We start from the raw sequence: 21024 nt of genomic DNA, 5'->3' as shown, positions 1-21024 counted from the left end.
CTACCGAAATGGCAGTTATTTGGCACTGGGAAGTTCACGATAATTACTTTAAAATGTGGGCAAATTTCACAGGCCGCTAGCCGTGAGTACTTACTTCACGTAGGCTAGATGTGTTTATTGGTGAAACAAATTGTTATTCATGTCGCGGCAATCAGCGATCAGAGGAAAAGTAAATGCGAGTAATTCTGTTAGGCGCGCCGGGCGCAGGAAAGGGCACTCAGGCTCGATTCATTACCGAGAGCAAAGGCATCCCGCAGATTTCAACCGGTGATATGCTTCGAGCGGCTGTGAAGGCAGAGTCTCCACTTGGTCTGAAAGTCAAAGCTGTTATGGCTTCCGGCGGTTTGGTTTCCGATCAGATTATTATCGACTTAGTCAAAGAACGCATTGCTCAGCCAGATTGCGCAAAGGGTTTTCTTTTTGACGGCTTCCCGCGGACCATTGTTCAGGCTGAGGCGCTCATTCAGAATAACGTTGAAATTGATTTGGTCCTGGAAATTGACGTTGCCGATGAGGAAATCATCAAGCGTATGAGCGGTCGCCGTATGCACCCCGCGTCGGGCCGAACCTATCACATTGATTACAACCCACCTAAGCAGGAAGGGGTTGACGATGAAACTGGCGAACCGTTAATTCAGCGCGATGACGATAAAGAAGAAACCGTTCGAAACCGCCTTGAAGTGTTCCATGATCAAACTCAACCTTTGATTGAATTCTACAAAAAGCAAGCTGGCGACGGTCAGTGTCGTTTCGCTACGGTGAATGGTATCGGTTCAGTTGAGTCAATCACGGCTCAGGTTCTTGAAGCGATCGCGTAACTTAGTATTGCGTTCATTGCTACGGGCTCCTTAAACGGGGCCTGTTTTGTTTTCTGCGAGGGAAAAGTCATGTCTAAACTCCCCACTATTTTGGCCCTTGATACCTCTACCGATGCGTGTTCAGTAGCACTTCTGAGTGAAAGCTCTAGCGTTGAGCGATTTGAGCAGGCAGCTCGACAACACACTAAGCGACTTCTGCCAATGGTAGATGAGGTGTTGACTGAAGCTCAGCTGACACTTAAAGACGTTGATTGTATTGCCTATGGTGCCGGCCCTGGCAGTTTTACGGGATTGCGAATCTGTCTAGGGGTTGTGCAGGGATTAGCTTTCTCAGTGGATAAACCGGTAGTTGGAGTGTCTACGCTTGCAGCCATGGCGTTCCAAGCCATTGAAGAACACCAAGTCTCCCGTTGTCACGTTATTCAGGACGCGCGAATGTCTGAATGTTACGAAGCAATATGGGAGCGAGCCGGCGAGACGATAACGCCAGTGCTTTCGGATCGGCTCATTTCACCGGATGAAATAGAAGTTTCGGCAGCGGACGAGCTAATCATTGGCAGTGGGTTTTCGATGATCGCTGAAGCGCAACAGCAATCGGCGGGTACACAGTTCGTGGGGCAGATAGATCCGCGTGCCAGTTACATCGCCCGCTTAGCGGTGGCACCATTTGTTCGTGGCGAAGCGAGTGTAGCGGATAGCGTTGAGCCGATTTACCTGCGCAATGAAGTGAGTTGGAAGAAACGCGTTAAACTGGTTGATCAGTTTAAACAATCATAATATTGGAGTTGTAATGGATTTATTTCAGGCCTTTGTCTTGGCCGTGATACAAGGATTGACGGAATTTTTGCCGATTAGTAGCTCGGCACATTTAATTCTTCCCGCCGAAGTCTTCGGGTGGCCAGATCAGGGTTTGGCATTCGACGTAGCGGTACATGTCGGCACACTTTTGGCCGTAGTCATTTACTTTCGTCATGAAGTCATCCGCTTGGCAACGGCGTGGTTTGGTTGGTTCCTTGGTACCCGTAACCAGGATTCACAGTTAGCTTGGATGCTTGTATTCGCAACCATTCCTGCTGTTATCGCGGGTCTACTACTCAATGATATTGTCGAACTTTATTTGCGCTCAGGTTGGGTGATTGCCGCCACCACCATCTTATTTGGCGCGCTCTTGTGGTACGCCGATGTCAGCGGCAAACGTATCAAGGAGCGTGAAGCAATCACCCTACGGCATATGCTTTGGATTGGTTTCGCTCAAGCCTTAGCTCTGATTCCGGGGACGTCGCGTTCGGGGATCACCATGACCACAGCGCTACTGCTTGGTTACAAGCGCGAAGCAGCGGCGAGCATCTCGTTTTTGCTCTCCATACCCCTCATTACGGCAGCGGGCTCCTATAAGACCTTAGAGCTACTGGAGTCGCCAAGTGTTGACTGGCTTCCGGTGCTGTTTGGCTTGGTGGTCTCATTTATTAGTGCATTCGTATGTATCAAATTGTTCATGCGATGGTTGGATCAATTGGGTATGTTGCCCTTTGTGATTTATCGTTTCGCTCTTGGCTTACTTCTCATCGTAGTGTTGGTATAGGACTTATTATATGAAGGTTGCATTTTTAGGCCTAGGCGTCATGGGTTTCCCTATGGCGGGGTATTTAGCAAAGGCTGGGCACCAAGTGGTGGTCTATAACCGCAGCGTTGAGAAGGCGCAGCGCTGGCTCGAGAGCTACCCTGGGGTGGCGCAACCTACTCCGGCCGCCGCAGTGGCGGAGGCTGATTTTGTTTTTGCCTGTGTAGGGAATGATAACGACATTCGCTCCGTTTGTTTGGGCGAAGAGGGAGCCTTTGCAGCGATGAAGCCCGGCAGCGTGTTTGTGGATCATACTACCGCTTCAGCTGACGTGGCCCGAGAGCTTGGTGAAGCTGCTAACGCATTGGGATTAGCCTTCATTGATGCGCCGGTATCCGGCGGTCAAGCTGGCGCCGAAAATGGCAAGCTCACAGTCATGTGCGGTGGAGATCAAAGTGTGTTCGATCGCGCCGTGCCGCTGATAAATCATTTCGCTCAATCGGTGAAGTTAATGGGCCCCGTGGGTTCTGGTCAGTTGACTAAAATGGTCAATCAGATCTGTATTGCAGGGGTTGTTCAAGGGCTTTCAGAGGGATTACATTTTGCCCAGAAGGCGGGCCTTGATGCCGCCGCGGTGATTGAGGTGATTTCGAAGGGAGCCGCGCAGTCTTGGCAAATGGAAAATCGCTACCAAACGATGTTAGCGGGCGAGTACGAGCATGGTTTTGCGGTAGACTGGATGCGCAAGGATCTAGCGATAGTTTTGGCGGAAGCCGACCAGCAAGGTGCGAGCGTTCCGATAACGGCCTTGGTAGATCAATTTTATGGTGATGTGCAGCGTGCCGGTGGCGGTCGCTGGGATACCTCTAGCCTATTAGCGCGCTTGCAACATATTGATAACATCGAATATTAATAGGTGTAAGCTATGTCGCTAGTGTTGAACTATAGGAATTACCGCACTACCAAAGGGCTTAACGTAGCCTATTACGAGTCTGAGAATATTGGTCGCCGACCCGTTCTGGTCTTTGTACACGGTAACGGTTTTTCCCCCCGAACCTATGAAAAGTTATTCACCCACCTCGCAGAAAACTTTGATCTGTTTCTGCCAGAAGTCCAAGGGCACGGTGGTAATCCGGCCACCGGAAACTTCGAGGGGTGGAATGAATGGGCCGAGGCGATCGCGGAGCTGATTCAGACAAAACGCGCTGACTGGATAAACTGTATTGGCAGTGGGCATAGCTTCGGTGGTGTACTCACCACGCTAATTGCGGCCAAGCATTCAAGCCTCTTTGATCAACTCATCCTGTTAGACCCCATCTATCTTCCAAGGCGAAGCGTTTGGTTCACGCGTTTGGTATGTGCGGCAGGGCTGGGTCATCTTCATCCAATGATCGCGATGACACGCCGGAGAAGAGAGCATTTCCCATCAAAGGAAGCGGTCTGTGGGCAACTTCAGGGTAAAGGCGTTTTCGATAATTGGGATCCTGAGGCGCTAAGCGACTTTGCCGATGCCAACTTTACTGATGTCGAAGATGGCGTACGCCTGACAACCTCGCCAGACTTAGAGGCGCAGATATTTGGTAGCTATGCGCGCAGACTGCGGGCCGCTATCAAGCGGATTACTATTCCGATGCATGTCTTGTATGGTGATAAAACTTACCCTTTTCAACAGCGAGCAATACTTGAAGTTGCGCAGCTTAACGCTAAGATGAAACTATATCGCGAATCAGGGGGGCATTGTTTTATGCAGGAAAATCCCGAGAAGATAGCGAAAAAAATGCTTTCTCTTTACGATAATAACAATGGCTAGATTGAGCCAAGAGGACGTGATGATCGATACTTTCAACCGTGGACTACTTAATTTCCTAGCGGCTTCGCCGACCCCGTTTCACGCGGTAGAGAACATGGCGAACGCGCTTATCGATGCTGGCTTTACGCGGCTGCGTGAAGGCGACGAATGGGATCTCCAGCGTGGCGGGCGCTACTTCATTACGCGTAACGATGCGTCGATTATAGCCTTTGTAAAGGGTTTATCCGATGAAGTTGAAACTGGCATTCGGATGGTTGGTGCCCATACAGACTCGCCCAATCTCAAACTCAAGCCGCAGCCGGATATTTACACTAAGGGCTACTGGCAATTGGGCGTAGAAGTCTACGGCGGTGTGCTTCGGGCTCCGTGGATGGATCGTGACCTGAGCCTCGCAGGGCGGGTAACAATCCGTGATACCGCGGGTCAGTTACAGAATCTGCTGGTGAATTTCGAAGACCCAATTGCCATTATTCCTAACTTGGCAATTCATCTTGACCGAGAAGCCAATGACAAGGGAGCGCCTAACCCGCAGGAACAGATGGCTCCAGTGCTTGGTCAATGCGATGATGACCACAAACCCAGCCTTAATGCGCTGCTTCTGAATTACATCGAAGCTAACTATTCGGACCTGCAAGTAGATAGCATTCTTGATCACGAACTGAGCTTTTACGATGTTCAGCGTGCCAGCCTGGTGGGGATTAACAAAGACTTTATCGCCAGTGCTCGTTTGGATAACCTTTTGTCCTGTTACATTGGGCTTGAAGCAATGATTTCAGCGGGGACCGATGTCTCTACAGTATTGATTTGTACTGATCATGAAGAGGTGGGCTCGATGTCTGCCACGGGCGCTCAGGGGCCGATGCTTGAGAGCTTGTTACGTCGTTGGCTAGGTAGCGATGAAACCGTGGCGCGGGTGCTAGATCGCTCTATGATGATTTCCGTTGATAACGCGCACGGTGTGCACCCTAACTATGTTAACAAGCATGACAACAATCACGGGCCACTGCTTAATCAAGGTCCTGTGATCAAGATCAATGCGAACCAACGTTACGCAACGACAAGCGAGACCTCGGCTCAGTTTAGAACGCTATGTGCTGATGCGGGCGTAGCCTGCCAGGCGTTCGTGACGCGTGCGGATATGGGGTGCGGTTCCACTATTGGGCCAATTACCGCAGCGGAGTTGGGTGTTAAAACCATTGACGTTGGCGTGCCCACTTTTGCGATGCACTCCATTCGAGAGTTAGCGGGCAGTTTGGACTCGTTCAATTTGGTGGCGGTACTCAAAGCATTTTACGTGATGAAGAACGCCCCAGGCGCCGCACGCTGATTCGGTGAGGATTCTTCTTCTCTCTGGTTACCATGCGGCATCCCACGCCTATTGGTGTGGGCAGTTGAGGCAGATGATAAAGGCTGAGTGGCTGGAGTTATCTCTGCCTCCTCGCCACTTTAGCTGGCGTACTCGCGGCTCGTCGTTAGCATTCGCTACCCATTACCGAGCGCAAATCGAAGCCTTCGAGCCCACCATGATTGTGGCGACTTCGATGGTAGATATGGCGGCGCTACGCGGTTTTTTTCCTCATTATGCGAACATCCCTTGGGTTTGTTATTTCCATGAAAATCAGTTTGCTTATCCGAATGCCGTTGAGCGAAAGGGGCTGGTGGACCAGCAGCTTACGTCCATCTACGCGGCGTTGAGCGCCGATAGAATCCTGTTTAATTCACAGTTCAATCTCGATAGTTTTCGTCGCGGCGCTAAGCAGCTATTCAAGCAGCTACCTGATTTCAGTGCTCCGGAATTAATTGATCATCTTAGCGATAAGACCTCGGTGATTCCGGTACCTATTGCTGAAGATGCCTATCGTGCTGACGAGTCGGTCAATGGGCAGCTCAATCTTGTTTGGAATCACCGCTGGGAATATGACAAGGGACCGGATCGTCTTGGATTATTCGTAGACTTGTTGGTGCAGAGGCAGCTCAATTTTAGGCTGCACGTGGTAGGACAGCAATTTAGACGGGTACCCAGTGCGCTGCAACAGTTACTCGCTAAGTATGAGGGGTCTTGCTATCTGGGACATGTTGGCTTCATCCAGGAGCGAGCGGATTATTTAGCGCTCCTAGCAGGATCTAGTCATGTGGTATCTACCGCAATTCATGACTTTCAGGGGTTGAGCCTCTTAGAAGGCGCTGCAGCCGGCTGTAGTGTGGTTGCTCCTGATCGTTTAGCCTATCCAGAGTGGTTTGCTTCGCAGTGCCATTATTCCACGGTGAAGCCTTCAATGGAGGAGGCGGAGGCGGCGGTCGAGGCGCTATTAACACCACGAAAAGCTGCTGATGTGTCACACTTATCGGCGCAAAACTTGGCCTCCGCTTACCTCGAGGTTTTGACGCACTAATGAGCGTAATTCATCAGAAAAAAACTCAGCGAAAGCCGCTTCGAGACGCTAATCTCTTAGCAGAAGCTTCCTTTGGCAAACGCAGCGGTTTTAGTGATTGTTATTCGAGAGAATTTCTTTAGTATACGCCGCCGCAACCCTTGATCGCGGAGAGAGTACATTGAGTCGTCAGAGTTTTACAGCGGGCCAACGCTGGGTCAGTGATAGCGAGCCAGAATTAGGGCTTGGTATGGTCGTTGAAGCCGAAAATCGCCGCGTGCGCATCTTCTTCCCCAGCAGTGGTGAAGATCGTACCTACACCATGAATGATGCACCATTGAGTCGGGTACGCTACGAAATTGGCGACGTGGTGGAGTATGGCGACGGAGAAACTGCCAGCGTTACTGATGTTGACGACGACAACGGTATTTGTATCTATCACCTCAGTACCGACCGATCAGTAGTTGAGACACAAATTATATCGGGTACCACTCGCTTTCCAAGTATGGAACGGCTCATGCGTGGTCGCTGGGATCGAGCCAGCTGGTTTAGAATGCGCCGTGACGTGTCGCAGATGCTTCCAAAGGTAGAAGAGTCTCCAGTCCGAGGGTTGGTGGGGCCGCGTGTTACCCCAGTACGTCACCAGTTGCACATCGCTCACTCCTTAAGCCAGCGCCATGCCCCGCGCGTATTACTGGCCGATGAAGTCGGCTTGGGTAAAACCATTGAAGCTGGGCTAATTATTCACCAACAGCTGTTAACTGGGCAGGCAAGTCGGGTACTTATCTTGGTGCCGGATTCGCTTGTACATCAGTGGCTGGTAGAGATGCGACGCCGCTTCAACCTGATGTTTAGCATCATTGACGAATCATCTTTTGCCGACACCGATGAAAACCCGTTTTTGGGCGCACAACAAGTGCTTTGTCCGTTGTCACTCATCTCCGGTGACCTCGATCACTTGCAGGCCGCACTGTCTGTGGACTGGGATCTGCTAGTGGTTGATGAAGCGCATCATATTGAATGGCAAGAAGAGGGCAGTCCTTGGGAATATAGTTGCCTTGAGCAGCTAACCATACAAGCGCGAGGATTGTTGCTTCTCACGGCTACACCAGAGCAGATGGGTGAGGAAAGTCATTTTGGCCGACTTCGCCTCTTAGATCCGGCGCGCTACGGCAGTTTTGCCGAGTGGCAGCGCGAAGAGAAACAGTTTCGTCAGGTCAACGAAATTCTCAAGGCATTGGAGGGTGGCGATGAGCCAAGCTTCGAAGCCTTGGAAGCTATCTTAAGTAGCGATGAACTCACCGCGCTTGACCAGCATGGCGGTCAGGAACGTCTAGATTGGCTCTATGACACCCTGTTGGATCGTCACGGCACGGGCCGAGTGATGTTCCGCAATACCCGAAAAGTCATTGCGGATTTATTGCCGGGCCGCAGTTTGGAGAGCTACCCACTGAGTGGTGATGAACTGCCGCCAGAGGCATTAATAGGCTTCGCTGGGCTAACGCCAGAAAAGCAGCTCGGAGAGGGGTGGATTGAATCGGACCCACGTAGCCAGTGGCTTCTAGACTTCCTAAAAACACACAAACGCGAGAAAGTACTAGTGATTGCTCAGCACCGTGAAACGGTGGAAGAGCTGGAGTCTTGGTTAACGCTAAGGCATGGTATTCGAGCTGGCGCGTTCCATGAAGGACTTAGCTTGGTGAACCGTGACCGGGCTGCGGCTTGGTTTGCGGATGAAGAAGATGGTGCTCAAGTACTGCTGTGCTCGGAGATAGGAAGCGAAGGGCGTAATTTCCAATTCGCTTGCCATTTGGTGATGTTCGATTTACCTGCCCACCCCGACCTACTTGAGCAGCGTATTGGCCGCTTAGATCGTATTGGACAATCACGTCGTGTCACCGTTCACGTTCCCTACTTTGAGTGTTCGGCAAGCGAAGCATTGTTCAACGTCTACGATGAAGGTCTATCGGCATTCGTGAGTACCTCCGCTGCCAACGGGATTGTGTTCCAGTCAAAACACGATGAAATTACTGCGCTATTGAATGATCCAATGGATCTCGAAAGTGGCCTAATCACGGATCTTCAGCGTGAGGCTGAGGCGGTTCGTGAACGTTTGGCTGATGGGCGAGATTGCCTGCTTGAACGCTCATCGCACCAACCAGAACAGGCCCAGAAGGTGGTTGATGGGGTAGACGAGCAGGACGATGATCCTGAACTGGAGTTATGGTTAATCGATGCTTTCGATCGCTTTGGTATCGAAAGCGAAAAGTTGTCGGAGCGCATCTATCTTATTCGCCCAACTGGTCATCGGATGATTGAGCAGTTATCGTCACTGACCGCAGAGGGTTTGTCAGCTACGTTTGACCGCGAGATTGCGCTGGCTAGAGAAGATGTAGAGTGGCTAACTTGGGAACACCCCTTGGTCATTGAGTTTATTGAGCTACTCACCAGTGGTGATTACGGCACCGCTCAGGCGGCGGTAATTAAACACCCTGATGTGGCTGCGGGAACCATTCTTCTTGAGTGTTTCTTCAAACCTCTTCATGTGGCGCCAAAGGCTTTGCAGGTTGCTCGTTTTGCACCCATGCAGCCGCTTCGCGTAGTGCTCAAGAACGGTGAAGTATGGAGTGAGCCGGTGAGTTCGGAATCCATTGATGAACATCGCATTAAGCTAGATCGTAAGCCCGTTCAATCGGTGGTCGAAAAGCTGACTCCGCAGTTGAAACGAATGATTAAGGTAGCCGGCGAATTTGCTGAGGCCGATATTAGCGCCGAATGCGTAGACGCTGCCTACGATGCCGAAGATTTTTTCAACCAAGAGATTGAACGCCTCGAATCGCTTCGTTTACGTAATCCGAGTATTCGCCAGGACGAGGTTGACGCATTAGTTGCTCAACGAGATGGGGTGGTTAATGCAATCAACGCTATCGATGCGCGCTTAGATAGCGTTCGCTTTGTGCTAGCTACCTAGTCACGCTAAGCGCTACATCAACAAAGTGCCTGCACCGAGGGGGCAGGCACTAGGTCTAAATTCACTTTTCCGTGGTGCGCTGAAGGCCACTTCCGCTGACGGTTTAGGTTGTAGTTTCTCGCTAGCGTTTAGCTTAAAAATACGTTTAGATAGACTCATGTTAATCCATGCACTGAGGCCCTCTGAATGTTGAGTTTGCTCATCACACAGGTGTTAGCACTCCCTGTGGAGACCCCACCGGTTGAGTATTATGAATTTAGCCATGAGCAGAAAGTACACGGTGAACAACTAGGTGGTCTCTCAGGGCTTTCATACCAGAGCGGTGACTGTTATGCCGCAGTCAGTGATGCTCGAAACAACCCCTTGATCCACCGCTTTTGCTTTGGTGATAATGAACTCACTTGGCAGACGCCAATTGTGCTCAGTCACGCCTCTGGTGAGTCTATGAGTGATCTGAGTCTAGATGGTGAAGGTTTGGAGCGCGCTCCCGATGGCTGGTGGCTAAGTGCTGAGTTGACTACTGAGAATCCCGATCAATTCCTCTTTCATATTAATCCGCAAGGCAGCGCGACAGACTCATTTCGGCTGCCACCAGAACTGTCTCACTATCAATTTGTTGCCAATGGTACCTTTGAAGGATTGACGGCACTGCCCGATGGCACGCTGTTAACCGCTTTGGAAAAACCGCCCCTTAATCAATCAGCGGATCAACGCCTGCTTACGCCGTTATTTTCGATTCATACGGACTCTGGCGAAGTGGCGCTTAGGGGCTATTATCCCTTGGACGAAGTGATGCCCAACGTTGATAGGGGATTGGTTGCGCTGAGTGTATTGCCTTTTTTCCCTGAAGTTGAACCGGGGCTAACGTTAGATCAGGATGAAACTGAAGTCCTTGAGGCGAAGAGTTCCCCTCGCTATCTTCTAGCGGTGGAGCGGCATTACGAGCCCGGAGTTGGCAACAGGATTGTGTTCTTCGTCTTTGATCTTCCCAACGAAAGTGACGAGTTAGCGGTGGTCAGCAAGCATCGCTGGTTTGAGTTAGCAGAACTGGGAATAGACTGCGATAACATTGAAGGCGTTGTGTTCGACTCCTACGGGCGACTGGTGCTAGTTAGCGATAATAACTTTAGCTCGCACCAGCGCACGCAAATCATCCGCTTAGACTTTAGGGCGCTTTTTCAACGCTAACCGCCGTGCCGTATGCGAGTAGTTCGGCAGACCCCTGCATGACCGGCGAGGTGGTGAGGCGCATGGCGACAATCGCATTCGCTCCTAATTGGTGAGCTTCGTCCGTCATACGATCAAGCGCTTGTTCGCGAGACTCGGCCATCATCTTGGTGTACTCAGTGATTTCGCCACCAACGATAGAGCGCAAACCCGCTAAAATATCATTCCCTACGTGGCGTGCGCGAATGGTGTTGCCACGAACGAGGCCAAGGGTCTTAACAATTCGGTAGCCAACGAGTTGGTCTTGAGTGGTTATGATCATAGTTATTTCTCCACATTCTTTGAGTAATAGTCGTCTTCTTTACTTGCCAATCGCTCTTTGACCACTTTGATAAAGAGCGCGCCAACACCGATTAGGCCGATGAATCCAATGAGACCCAATGGGAAGGCGGCAATCAATCCAATCAGCAACGCGCTCAGGTAAATAATTGCTAGAACCGCTAGCGCGCTGTAACCAACTTTCTCAAACTTATCCATGTTGCACCTCTAGAGTTAAACTATCCGGATACAGTAAGGGTATTGAAACGCTTTACCATCACTGACTTTCACGGCGGCAATAATGACCAATACAACGTCTGCGATGACCAGAGTAAGTAGCCCTAATACAGCAAACGGAATACCAATCAACGTAAAGATCAGGGCGATACACACTAGCGTTGCAATGAACAAGGTGATCTGAAAGTTGATTGCCTCAAGTGCCTGTGCCGCAACAAAGCTAGACTCGTCCTTTTTTACTAAGTAAACAATTAGCGGCGCAATCAATCCGCCAAGCGGAATAATAAAGCCGGTAAGTGTCAGTAGGTGAGCGAGTGCTCCAATTGAGCGTTCTTGCTCAGTGGGTGAAGCGGGGACGTTATCTGTGGCTTCTAACGTTGTTTCTGCAGTTGTCTCATTTGTGTTATCCATGACATCTCTCCTTTTGTTTTATTTAATGTTAATTAAACTTAACATCTGTGTCAAATATTTTCGATTTAACAGTGGCGGTTAAAAGAGCGAGGCGAAAAAAAAGCTTACTCGTTGGCGGTTAGTGCCGCACTGAGTAAGCTTCCGTTTTTAACGCTGAAGGCGGGTGTTGTTAGCGATAGCTACGAATACCCACCGCTTTGCGAACCTTGTCTAGCAGCGGGGTAGCATGAGCTCGCGCCTTTTCGGCACCCTTTAGAAGCTCAGCTTCAATAAAGCTAGGATCAGCCAAAATCTCTTCGTAACGTGATCTTGCTCCTGAAATTTCTTCGTTCACTAGCTCGAACAACTGTTTTTTGGCTTCGCCCCAAGCGATGCCGTCAGCAAAGGCTTTACGCATATCAGCGGTTTGCGATGGCGTGGCGAAAGCTTCCCAAATCTGGAACACCGTAGAGGTGTCTGGGTCTTTGGGCTCGCCAGGCTCTAACAGGTTGGTTTTAATCTTATTGATGTGCTTTTTGAGCTTCTTTTCCGTTAGGAATAGCGGAATGGTGTTGCCGTAGCTCTTTGACATCTTACGGCCATCTAGCCCCTGCAGCACTGCTACGTTATCGCCTACAACCGCCTCTGGCAGAGTGAAGGTTTCACCGTAATGATGGTTGAAGCGCGCGGCCACATCACGGGCCATTTCAACATGCTGAATTTGATCTTTGCCAACTGGTACTTTGTGGGCATTGAACATTAGGATGTCCGCGGCCATCAGTACTGGGTAGGAGAACAGCCCCATGGTCACGGCGGCGTCAGCATCAAGACCTTCATCAAGGTTGCTTTGGACCGCGGCTTTATAGGCGTGAGCACGGTTCATAAGACCTTTGGCGGTAAGGCAGTTTAATACCCACGTCAGCTCGGGAATTTCGGGGATATCCGATTGGCGATAGAAGGTGGCGTTATCGGTATCTAAACCTAATGCCAGCCAGGTAGCGGCAATCTCTTTGGAGGACAGGGCAATGGCTTCGGGGTCCTGGCACTTGATCAGTGCGTGGAAATCCGCCATGAAATAGAAGGAATCTACATCGGCCTGCTTGCTGGCCTCAATAGCAGGGCGAATGGCGCCCACATAATTTCCCAAGTGTGGCGTGCCGGTGGTAGTGATACCCGTTAATACAGTATGTTTGCTCATGATACTAAGCTGCTTCTCTTGATTGTCATTTAGAGCGTTATTCTACCTGTGATGGCCGTGGCTGACTAGCGAGTTGGGGCGATGCCTCGCTAATTACGACTTTTAGCTATCAAAAATCCGACGAGCTCGTGACCAGTGCCACCATGAATCGAGGTGGAATGAGTAGTCAAATAAACTACTCCCCCACCACCGGTCGACCTACTCAGTTTTATCAAGGTGGACGTCTCGTGAGAGAAATCACCAGTTATACCGTAGACGGAAGAATTATCTCACAACGCTTTCCCGGCCTTTACACAGAGTACTTTAGCTACAACGAGCGCGGCGAGCTAACCAGCTACTCGAAAAGCTCCGGTTCAGACACGCTTGCGGCGAGTTACACCTATGATCAGGACGGTCTATTGACCGGCGTTGAATCCGACGAAGGAATTGCGAAAGTTGGCACTGAGTACTTCTACAATGAAAATGGCCAGGCAACCCAAGAGCGTCATACGGCGCCATTGCCACCCCCGCCTCCGCCGCCACCCACCTGCAACTTCCCGTGTTTCAACGAGCTGTAAGGAATTGAGATGAAAATAATACAAAGCCTAATACTTGCGGTCTTCGTTGCTCACTCTGCCGAGGCCTATAACACGGATGACCACTACTACATTAGTAATATGACGAGAAACGATGCTGGACTAGTGACCCAGGAACTCGTCATGGAACAAACTTACGCGGCTAGTGGCTATGAAAATATCTTTTTGAAGAAGACCTATGAATATAACAGCCTAGGTAAGGTCTCGAAGGCGCACTTCTATACAACGTCCACAACGAATATTGCCTACTCGATTGAGTATGACTATGGCGCCACTGGGAGGGTATCTGAAAAACGTCTTGGCACGTCAATTTGGCAGTATCAATACGATGCTCGTGGACAACTTAGGCAGGAAATACTTCCGAGTGGTGAGGTGCGTACCTTTGAGTACGACGCCTTTGGTAATGTATCTAAAGCTATGGTGGGAGAGGTCGTAGTAAGCTATCAATATAATGGCCATGGTCAGTTGAAAAGCGAGTCCAGCACAACAACGGGAACAACCTCCTACAGTTATACGAATGAGGGGCTACTTAACCGCGCTACTTACCAGGATGGTTCCTGGGTGGATTATGACTATGATAGTGAAGGTCGGCGAACGACGATCAAGTATTCGTCCGAAAGCTACAATACATACTTCACCTATCATGGCACAACGGGACTACTCAGTTCGGTTTCCGGTAGAAGTAATGGTCAAGCATTTACTAAGTCCTTTACCTACGATTCATTTGGTCGAACTAAAACAGAAAGTGTCACAACAGGTGGTCGAACTGGCACGACTTCTATAGCCTATAACTTTGGTGAAAATACGATCGACACGGTCACCTATCCAAGTGGACGTCGTATTGAGTACAGTTACGAGCACCCGGTGTATCGTTTTGCCACCAAGATTGAGCTTGTAAACGGATCAAGCCGTCAAACGGTGGTGGAAGATGTTGAATATGGTAACAACGGCTTGGTTCAGGGTTATGATCTGCGCAGTGGTCATCGCTATAACGCCACATTCGACCACAGCATGGGGCTAAGAACACAGCTGATCCCTGGTAAGTTGAGTCAAACCTATGCGCGTAATAACAAGGGCCAAGTCAGTACCATCACTGATAATTACACCGCCTCTCGAACGCGGCGTTTCGGTTTCACCAATAATCTCGAACTAAATTCCGTAAAGAATAGCGGTTACAGCACCTTGGAGAGTTTTGCGTATGGTGACAACGGAGATCTCACATCAATCAATGGTCAATCCCCCAGCTATGACTCGGCGCAACGGTTAACAGCGCTGGGCTCGCGGTCAATCAGCTACAATAGTCGCGGTAACCCGAATAGTTGGGAAGCAACTTCAGGCAGCACTTACAGCATCAACCAAGGCTCACGTGGTCTTTCAACGCGTTACTCACTGGGGTCAACCCATCAATACCTCGATCGAAACGAAAACGGTGTTCTGCTCGCGCACCGAGTGGGCAGTACCAAACACCATTATTACTTCCAAGGATCGAACCTGCTCTCCACCCGAAATGGTTCAACGGGGAAGTTCACTGATCATATTTACTTGAACGGACAACTGATTGCACAGTACGATGGAGTATTAAGTAATGTGGTAACGGGGCATCTCAGCCAACCGATTGCCATGTTCTCCGAATCGGGCTCGATGGTGTGGCGTGGTGTTCATAACGGCTACGATATCGAGGTTCACGTTGCCTCTCGTGACCTTAAAGCAAGATTCCTCGGCCAATACGACATTTTAGGAAACGGTTTGTACTACAACTATCACCGAGATTATGACCAGAGTTTTGGGCGGTATATTCAATCGGATCCGATTGGGTTGAGTGGTGGGTTGAATACTTACGGTTATGTGGGTGCTAATCCTTTGATGGGGGTGGACCCGTTGGGGTTGTGGTCATACGGATTTAACTTGTATATCGGACCCGGTGGTGGAATTAAAATTGGCCAGAATAATCAAACAGGAACGTGGTTTGTTCAGTCATATCTCGGTGTAGGCCTAGGTGGTGGTAGTGGGTTAGACCTGCTGGATAACGGACCGACCGCAAGGGCATATGATTGCGACTCTGAAGTTAATATTACGGGTTCAAGTATAGGTACATTTTGGTCCTCAGGTGTCAGTGGGGGGCCCTATAGTTATGGTGGCTCGGCTTATGCCGGTATGCTTTTCAACGGCAGTACAGGTACTTATCGAAAAGATCCTGAGTTCGGATTCAACATGAATATGTCTCCAGGGTCGCAAGGTGTATTTTCTACGTCAGTTGGTGGATCGTTTGGTCTTGAAGTATCAGGATGGTGGCAATGATGCATCTTCTAGGAAATATTTACAGGATGCCTGTTCAATTTAAATTGTTGGTTGGGTTGTCAGCGCTAGGACCATTCTTAGCTATTGGTGGGGTGCTGAACTGTGGAATAAGTGAGGTAATGGCGTGTGAAAATCAATATGGTCACGCGGAAAGCACCATGGAATTGATTCACGTAGTCGCGTTGTCTTTACCGATTTTGTTCGCCGCTGGACTAATAGTTGCAAGACGTAAATCGGCGGCGTATGCATGGCTAGTCGGATACATTTTGTACTGCTTTTCTCCTCTTGCGCTGGCGTCATTCCGAGGGCTTGAACCACAGTATCATGACCAACTATTGTACCCGTTATTCGCGAGCATCCCCACGGGTATAATTGTTTACATATACTTAAAGATTAGCCGAGTATCACGACAGTGGTTTCAATTAGAGAGCGTCGGGGACTGATCAGTTGACCGGATAGGCACTTTTGATTTTTGATTTTTGAATCTTTTAATTGAATTAAACTGTGCCTGCCCAGAAAGTTTTGAAGCAATATCGAGGTTCAGGTTGCGTCTCACGACCTTAAAGCAAGATTCCCTGGCCAATACGACATTTTAGGAAACGGTTTGTACTACAACTATCACCGAGATTATGACCCAAGTTTAGGACGGTATATCCAGAGTGACCCGATTGGGTTGAATGGTGGGTTGAATACTTACGGTTATGTGGGTGCGAACCCGTTGATGGGGGTGGATCCGTTGGGGTTGGCTGAATTCAGTGAAAAATGCAAAGCGTACGTGGATTATATAGCGGAAATGTTTGGCTATGATGACGCTTCTCAGGCTAATTATCACGTATCAAGCGGCGAAATGGGGCGCCAGGTTCGAGCGCAAATAGCACAAGATGTCAGGTAAACTTCGTATAACGTCGCGTATTACGGACTGACTGGAGCGGTGATGGTTTCTGATCAAGTTAACACCGTAGCTACCTGGAGGATGTTGATTCCTCCACTTGCGCCGGAGTTGGCGCCAGTTGCTCTCGGAACAGGAGCATTTAGCGCTAGCGGACACTATCTATTAGGTAATACTAACCAGAGTAAATCGGCATTTGCTTCCGTTTTACTAGGTCCACTCGGGTCAAAAGCCGCAAAAGCTAGAGGATTATCGTTATCGCGTCAGAATTCGGCGAATGCTCTATCTGGTATAGGTGGTGGTGCAGCGTGTGAAGCGGGCTGCGGAGACTAATTGCTATGATTAGAAAACAACGTATTCTACTGAAAAGTGCCTTCTGGGGAACAGCATCGTTGGTGTATGCCGGCTGTTCCAGTATAAATGGAACGTTCAGCTACGAAGGCTTTGCTGTTTGGCTAGCCTGTAGCTATCCGGCTTTTACGTTTATTTTCGGACTCGACCTTTATTGGGCGCCGCTAAGGCTTAGTTATGATAAACCCTCACATCGTAAACTCTTATTACTGTTACACCTCTGTGCATTAAGTGTTTTAATCAGTTTTGTCGTTAGGTGGCTTCCATTTGGCACCAATTTAACGCCGGTCAGCATGAGTGATTCTCACTCGCTACCATACCCGTATGCTCTTGAGGGAAATGCTTCCTTTGTAGGGGGGACATTCGCTAGCCCACTAGGTGGAATTGTAACAGGTACAGGTCATATCGGAGGCGCCTTGATCGAGCCTTCTAACTCGTTTACCGTCGGTGCGGATCTTGCCGCATACTCACATTCAGGAAAGTCACGCGTGCTATCTTTTAAGGATGTCCCCGCATACGTAGCTGAAGGCCTAGGCCGCGCGTGTGGCTGTGGAGAGTAGTATGCTCTTTGTGATTGTATGCGTAGCATTTACTATTCAGTTTCTACTTTTTAGAGGGCTAAAGAGATATTTACCAAACGAGTATCGCGCCGCTTATGGTGATAGATCGTGGATTATCGTCGCCCTTAGTCCAAAGTGGTTTGGTCAGTATTCTCTGCCGCGAATCTATTTTTTTAGATTTGTTGGACAAAACGCTCCCGTTAGAATAAGAACTTTAGCGATTCTTCAAGGAGCTACACTTTGGCTTGTCGCCGTGTATTCGATTCTAATCGTAGCTGGGCGAGTAGAGTTGTACAGCTTCGGGCCTGGCGTGGATGAGACTAGTGTTGTGCACCCCAATGTTTCAAACATACCGATCGATTTGATGATTCCGGAGGTGGTTCTGATTCCACCTGGCTCATTTCTGATGGGCGACTGTAAAGTCCAAGGATATAACTCTCCATGCAAGCATGTTTTCATTGAGAGCCTTTATGTCGCTAAATATGAAGTCACAATTGGACAATACCGGCAATGCATCGAAGCAGGAGCTTGTAATTTAGTTCGGTTCGATCAGTCACCAGAAATTTTGGACGCTAATTTTATAATCGAAAACCGGCTGCCCGCCTTCGGGTTGAGATGGATTGACGCAATGGACTACGCGATTTGGCTAGCCCAAACTACAGGCGAGCCTTGGAGATTACCTACAGAGACTGAATGGGAGTATTTTGCTCGAGCAGGTACTACTTCTAAATACTACTGGGGCGATCATCAAGATTGCGGTGCAGCTAATTCACTAATTTTCAATTTCAGCTGCGATGGTTCTACTCCAGGGAAGCCTTTACAAGTTGGCTCGTATGATCCTAACCGTTGGGGGTTGCATGACGTTCTAGGCAACGTCTCCGAGTATACGCTTGATTGCTGGTACTACCCTTACGATCAAGCTGATAATACCGGGGCTCCGATCAGTGTCGGCGATTGCTCCAAGCGAGTAAAGCGCGGAGGCGGGTGGCATAACTCAATTGGCCTAGAGGTGCGTGGTCGATGGGGGATGCCCATAGATGAGCGCCAAGTTGATGATGGTTTTCGACTTGTTAGAGATGGCCACGAATAATAAAACACAAAAGAAAGAGCGACATGGGTACGCAGGTACGGGCAAGGGTAGTGGCAAATTAACTTAGTTATAGGCTACCTTTTTACCATTACCGATAATTACACCGCCTCTCGAACGCGACGTTTCGGTTTCACCAATAATCTCAAACTAAATTCCGTAAAGAATAGCGGTTACAGCACCTTGGAGAGTTTTGCGTATGGTGACAACGGCGATCTCACATCAATCAATGGTCAACCCCCCAGCTATGACTCGGCTCAACGGCTAACAGCGCTGGGCTCACGTTCAATCAGCTACAATAGTCGACTCATTAGATGAGGTTCCAATTAGACCTCAACATCCGGCGCCACCAACACTGCCACTTCCACTTCATTCAAAAATCCTTTCGGAAGCACCTTTTGAGTTCGGAGGATTCTCGCGCCGCCGGCACCTTCGCCAAGCTGTGAGGCGAGAGCCACAATTTCTCCAGCGGCGGCCGCAGACTGAAGGCGGGCAGCTAAGTTAACGGGACTGCCAACAACGCCGTACTTGGTTCGTCGCTCGCTACCCATATTACCCACTACCACTTCGCCACGAACCACGCCAACACCAATGCCGATGTTCGGCAACTGGTCACGCGCGTTTTTTTCGTTTACTTCCTGAATAGCCTGCTGCATGGCGACGGCGCAGCGCAGCGCTGAGACGGTATGTTCGTGTAGCTGCAAAGGTGCGTTGAATAAGGCGAGTAGGGAATCGCCTTCAAATTCGTTCACGATACCGCCGTGTTCGTGCACTACCTCGGTCATGGCACCAAGATAGTGATTGAGTAGTGTCACCACCTGTTGGGGCTCAAGTGAGTCCGCTATGGTGGTAAACCCTCGCATATCGCACATGAGTAGCGTGACCTCTCTTAGCTCACCACCTAGGTCCGTCCCCTGCGGCTGGCTTAAGAGCGTATCTACTACCGCGTGGTTGAGGAAACGCCCCGCTAATTGATGCATGAGTTGGTGCTTTCGCTCCGCTTGGCGATTTTCGAAATCCTCCAGTTCGCGCTGTTGGCTATTATTCAGAGCCGCTGCAATGCGGGCGTTGAACATTGCGCCTTGAAACGGTTTGGACAGAAAATCGTAAGCGCCACTTGAGATGGCTTCGGCGGCAATATCCGTATTGGGCGATTTGGCGAAGAGAATAATGGGCAGATTACTGTACTGAGGGTCAGCCTTGAGTTTGCGTAATAACTGAAGTCCTCGGAAATTATCCACGGCTAGGTCAATCAGGATTAGTTCGGAATGCTGACGGGCCAGCGCATCGTAAGTGGAGCGCTCCGAGCTGGCTATCTTAAGGTGATGGCCAATGCGCTCTAACGGCCGACAAACCTGTTTTCGGATTGGTTCGTCTGGGCTCACTACCAGGATATGCCCCTTGTTATCGGTAGCTTTCAGTTTCTCAAAGCGTAAACTATGGAGGTGAACTTGGAGGTTCTTGAGTTCCTGCAGCGCCGCGATATAGTGTACGTCTTTCGGCGTGCTATCATTGGAATTTAGCGCACTTTCTATGGCACGATGCAGAGCCTCGAGTTGTTGAGTGCGCCAGAGCTCGTTGAGTTGTTCTGCTAACTCTTGCTCGTTGGCGGCACAAAAGTAGTAATGAGCGGCTGCAAGCGCACTCGGTAACACGTCAAAAGAAGACATCAGTACCATAGCTTTTGTGATTATTACCGTTTATTGTAACGTAGGCTTATCGTAAATCCTAAAACAAAGTTGGTTTAAACATGACAACGCTCTCACAAGTTGAACTATTCAGCGGCCTGCCAGCCGAAGCGCTTGAACAATTGCGCGGCTTGCTAAAACGACAGCGATTACTCGCTGGCGAAAATCTCTTTAGCGAAGGCGATGAGGCCACGGGCTTATATCTCATCCAAAAAGGGCGTCTTAAGGTCTACGTCGCGCAAGATCATAAGGAGTTTATCCTTAATATCCAGCAGGCGGGTGATGCCGTGGGCGAACTGAGCTTGCTAGATGGTGAGCCGCGTTCTGCTACCGTAATGGCAATGGAAAATACGGACCTGCTGTTCCTAAGCAAAGATGATTTCACCCGCTGGTTGGAAAATGAGCCGAAGATGGCTCAGCGTTTGATCTCCTCGCTCACGCAGCACATTCGACGTATGACTGACAAGATCCGCGGGCTTGCGCTCCAAGATGTCTACTCGCGCGTTCGTCATGTTCTAGAGGGTATGGCGGGGCCGGCCGATACCGATGGACTAAGATATATCGCCGACCGTCTAACACAGCAGGATATTGCTGACCGCGTGGGTTCGTCACGTGAGATGATTGCTCGTATTCTTAAGGAGCTTGTCATGGGCGAGTACATTTCGGTTGAGAATCGTCATGTTACTCTCTTGAAGAAGCTACCCGAGCGCTTTTAATCTTTCTGACACCTCAGG

At 49.7% G+C, this 21024-nt stretch carries 19 protein-coding genes; 14 read left to right on the top strand and 5 right to left on the bottom strand.

All coding sequences use genetic code 11. The features are described 5' to 3' along the window. Positions 1 to 173 precede the first annotated feature (173 nt). From adk to DFR27_RS08540, 9 genes are all read left to right on the top strand, one after another. Entirely contained in the window at positions 174 to 818 is a 645-nt protein-coding gene (gene adk, locus DFR27_RS08580) for an adenylate kinase (protein WP_121877054.1), read from the top strand. 69 nt (positions 819 to 887) lie between these two features. Continuing rightward, a complete protein-coding gene (tsaB, locus tag DFR27_RS08575; protein WP_121877053.1) occupies positions 888 to 1595 on the top strand; it encodes a tRNA (adenosine(37)-N6)-threonylcarbamoyltransferase complex dimerization subunit type 1 TsaB in 708 nt (235 codons plus the stop codon). A gap of 13 nt (positions 1596 to 1608) precedes the next feature. Continuing rightward, the gene (locus tag DFR27_RS08570; protein WP_121877052.1) at positions 1609 to 2400 is read left to right on the top strand and encodes an undecaprenyl-diphosphate phosphatase; all 792 of its coding nucleotides are present in this window, start codon (positions 1609 to 1611) and stop codon (positions 2398 to 2400) included. Between the two features lie 10 nt (positions 2401 to 2410). After that, positions 2411 to 3292, top strand: coding sequence for an NAD(P)-dependent oxidoreductase (locus DFR27_RS08565; protein WP_121877051.1), 882 nt, complete (start codon positions 2411 to 2413; stop codon positions 3290 to 3292). A 12-nt stretch (positions 3293 to 3304) separates the two neighbouring features. Next, positions 3305 to 4189 (top strand): alpha/beta fold hydrolase, encoded by an 885-nt coding sequence (locus tag DFR27_RS08560; protein ID WP_121877050.1) that lies wholly within the window; start codon positions 3305 to 3307, stop codon positions 4187 to 4189. Next, positions 4182 to 5516, top strand: a complete 1335-nt coding sequence (locus DFR27_RS08555; protein ID WP_245962637.1) for a M18 family aminopeptidase — start codon at positions 4182 to 4184, stop codon at positions 5514 to 5516. The genes DFR27_RS08560 and DFR27_RS08555 overlap by 8 nt, the downstream gene beginning before the upstream one ends. A 4-nt stretch (positions 5517 to 5520) precedes the next feature. Further along, positions 5521 to 6582 (top strand): tRNA-queuosine alpha-mannosyltransferase domain-containing protein, encoded by a 1062-nt coding sequence (locus tag DFR27_RS08550; RefSeq protein ID WP_121877049.1) that lies wholly within the window; start codon positions 5521 to 5523, stop codon positions 6580 to 6582. A 160-nt stretch (positions 6583 to 6742) separates the two neighbouring features. Then, the gene (gene rapA, locus DFR27_RS08545; RefSeq protein ID WP_170150822.1) at positions 6743 to 9532 is read left to right on the top strand and encodes an RNA polymerase-associated protein RapA; all 2790 of its coding nucleotides are present in this window, start codon (positions 6743 to 6745) and stop codon (positions 9530 to 9532) included. 186 nt (positions 9533 to 9718) lie between these two features. Beyond that, positions 9719 to 10720 carry an esterase-like activity of phytase family protein gene (locus DFR27_RS08540; protein WP_121877047.1) on the top strand — a complete coding sequence of 334 codons (1002 nt, stop codon included), beginning with the start codon at positions 9719 to 9721 and terminating at the stop codon, positions 10718 to 10720. On the opposite strand, the gene DFR27_RS08535 is transcribed toward DFR27_RS08540, so the two are convergent. From DFR27_RS08535 to DFR27_RS08520, 4 genes are all read right to left on the bottom strand, one after another. Beyond that, positions 10698 to 11021 carry a YbjQ family protein gene (locus DFR27_RS08535; RefSeq protein ID WP_121877046.1) on the bottom strand — a complete coding sequence of 108 codons (324 nt, stop codon included), beginning with the start codon at positions 11019 to 11021 and terminating at the stop codon, positions 10698 to 10700. The two genes, DFR27_RS08540 and DFR27_RS08535, sit on opposite strands and share 23 nt — an antisense overlap. 2 nt (positions 11022 to 11023) lie before the next feature. After that, the gene (locus tag DFR27_RS08530) at positions 11024 to 11236 is read right to left on the bottom strand and encodes a hypothetical protein (RefSeq protein WP_121877045.1); all 213 of its coding nucleotides are present in this window, start codon (positions 11234 to 11236) and stop codon (positions 11024 to 11026) included. A 15-nt stretch (positions 11237 to 11251) separates the two neighbouring features. Then, on the bottom strand, positions 11252 to 11665 hold the full coding sequence (locus DFR27_RS08525) for a DUF4870 domain-containing protein (protein ID WP_121877044.1): 414 nt from the start codon (positions 11663 to 11665) through the stop codon (positions 11252 to 11254). 169 nt (positions 11666 to 11834) lie between these two features. Continuing rightward, positions 11835 to 12842, bottom strand: coding sequence for a tryptophan--tRNA ligase (locus tag DFR27_RS08520; protein WP_121877043.1), 1008 nt, complete (start codon positions 12840 to 12842; stop codon positions 11835 to 11837). Positions 12843 to 13000: 158 nt separating this feature from the next. Between DFR27_RS08520 and DFR27_RS08515 the strand changes: the two genes are divergently transcribed. The 4 genes from DFR27_RS08515 (at position 13001) to DFR27_RS12690 (ending at position 18605) form a co-directional block, all read left to right on the top strand. Continuing rightward, positions 13001 to 13399, top strand: coding sequence for a hypothetical protein (locus DFR27_RS08515; protein ID WP_121877042.1), 399 nt, complete (start codon positions 13001 to 13003; stop codon positions 13397 to 13399). A gap of 9 nt (positions 13400 to 13408) precedes the next feature. Then, entirely contained in the window at positions 13409 to 15715 is a 2307-nt protein-coding gene (locus tag DFR27_RS12730) for an RHS repeat-associated core domain-containing protein (RefSeq protein ID WP_121877041.1), read from the top strand. A gap of 532 nt (positions 15716 to 16247) precedes the next feature. Continuing rightward, positions 16248 to 16607 carry an RHS repeat-associated core domain-containing protein gene (locus DFR27_RS08500; RefSeq protein WP_121877039.1) on the top strand — a complete coding sequence of 120 codons (360 nt, stop codon included), beginning with the start codon at positions 16248 to 16250 and terminating at the stop codon, positions 16605 to 16607. 909 nt (positions 16608 to 17516) lie between these two features. Next, the gene (locus tag DFR27_RS12690; RefSeq protein ID WP_121877036.1) at positions 17517 to 18605 is read left to right on the top strand and encodes a formylglycine-generating enzyme family protein; all 1089 of its coding nucleotides are present in this window, start codon (positions 17517 to 17519) and stop codon (positions 18603 to 18605) included. A gap of 323 nt (positions 18606 to 18928) precedes the next feature. Here DFR27_RS12690 and DFR27_RS08480 read toward each other — a convergent pair whose 3' ends face one another. Beyond that, positions 18929 to 20272 carry an adenylate/guanylate cyclase domain-containing protein gene (locus DFR27_RS08480; RefSeq protein WP_170150821.1) on the bottom strand — a complete coding sequence of 448 codons (1344 nt, stop codon included), beginning with the start codon at positions 20270 to 20272 and terminating at the stop codon, positions 18929 to 18931. An 80-nt stretch (positions 20273 to 20352) separates the two neighbouring features. Here DFR27_RS08480 and DFR27_RS08475 point away from each other — a divergent pair, with 80 nt between their 5' ends. Beyond that, the gene (locus tag DFR27_RS08475; protein ID WP_121877034.1) at positions 20353 to 21006 is read left to right on the top strand and encodes a Crp/Fnr family transcriptional regulator; all 654 of its coding nucleotides are present in this window, start codon (positions 20353 to 20355) and stop codon (positions 21004 to 21006) included. The last annotated feature ends 18 nt before the right edge of the window (positions 21007 to 21024 follow it).

Origin of the sequence: Umboniibacter marinipuniceus (assembly GCF_003688415.1) — a bacterium.
GTDB classification, from domain to species: Bacteria; Pseudomonadota; Gammaproteobacteria; order Pseudomonadales; family DSM-25080; genus Umboniibacter; species Umboniibacter marinipuniceus.
The sequence above is the reverse complement of the archived record's forward strand: the minus strand, read 5'-3'. Positions and strand labels throughout refer to the sequence as shown.

Coding starts and splice junctions, on each gene's coding strand:
- DFR27_RS08555 (WP_245962637.1), top strand. CDS start 4,182: ATGGCTAGATTGAGCCAAGAGGACGTGATGATCGATACTTTCAACCGT.
- adk (WP_121877054.1), top strand. CDS start 174: ATGCGAGTAATTCTGTTAGGCGCGCCGGGCGCAGGAAAGGGCACTCAG.
- DFR27_RS12690 (WP_121877036.1), top strand. CDS start 17,517: ATGCTCTTTGTGATTGTATGCGTAGCATTTACTATTCAGTTTCTACTT.
- DFR27_RS08520 (WP_121877043.1), bottom strand. CDS start 12,842: ATGAGCAAACATACTGTATTAACGGGTATCACTACCACCGGCACGCCA.
- DFR27_RS08480 (WP_170150821.1), bottom strand. CDS start 20,272: ATGTCTTCTTTTGACGTGTTACCGAGTGCGCTTGCAGCCGCTCATTAC.
- DFR27_RS08515 (WP_121877042.1), top strand. CDS start 13,001: ATGAGTAGTCAAATAAACTACTCCCCCACCACCGGTCGACCTACTCAG.
- tsaB (WP_121877053.1), top strand. CDS start 888: ATGTCTAAACTCCCCACTATTTTGGCCCTTGATACCTCTACCGATGCG.
- DFR27_RS08475 (WP_121877034.1), top strand. CDS start 20,353: ATGACAACGCTCTCACAAGTTGAACTATTCAGCGGCCTGCCAGCCGAA.
- DFR27_RS08535 (WP_121877046.1), bottom strand. CDS start 11,021: ATGATCATAACCACTCAAGACCAACTCGTTGGCTACCGAATTGTTAAG.
- DFR27_RS08560 (WP_121877050.1), top strand. CDS start 3,305: ATGTCGCTAGTGTTGAACTATAGGAATTACCGCACTACCAAAGGGCTT.
- DFR27_RS08525 (WP_121877044.1), bottom strand. CDS start 11,665: ATGGATAACACAAATGAGACAACTGCAGAAACAACGTTAGAAGCCACA.
- DFR27_RS08565 (WP_121877051.1), top strand. CDS start 2,411: ATGAAGGTTGCATTTTTAGGCCTAGGCGTCATGGGTTTCCCTATGGCG.
- DFR27_RS08530 (WP_121877045.1), bottom strand. CDS start 11,236: ATGGATAAGTTTGAGAAAGTTGGTTACAGCGCGCTAGCGGTTCTAGCA.
- DFR27_RS08570 (WP_121877052.1), top strand. CDS start 1,609: ATGGATTTATTTCAGGCCTTTGTCTTGGCCGTGATACAAGGATTGACG.
- DFR27_RS08540 (WP_121877047.1), top strand. CDS start 9,719: ATGTTGAGTTTGCTCATCACACAGGTGTTAGCACTCCCTGTGGAGACC.
- DFR27_RS12730 (WP_121877041.1), top strand. CDS start 13,409: ATGAAAATAATACAAAGCCTAATACTTGCGGTCTTCGTTGCTCACTCT.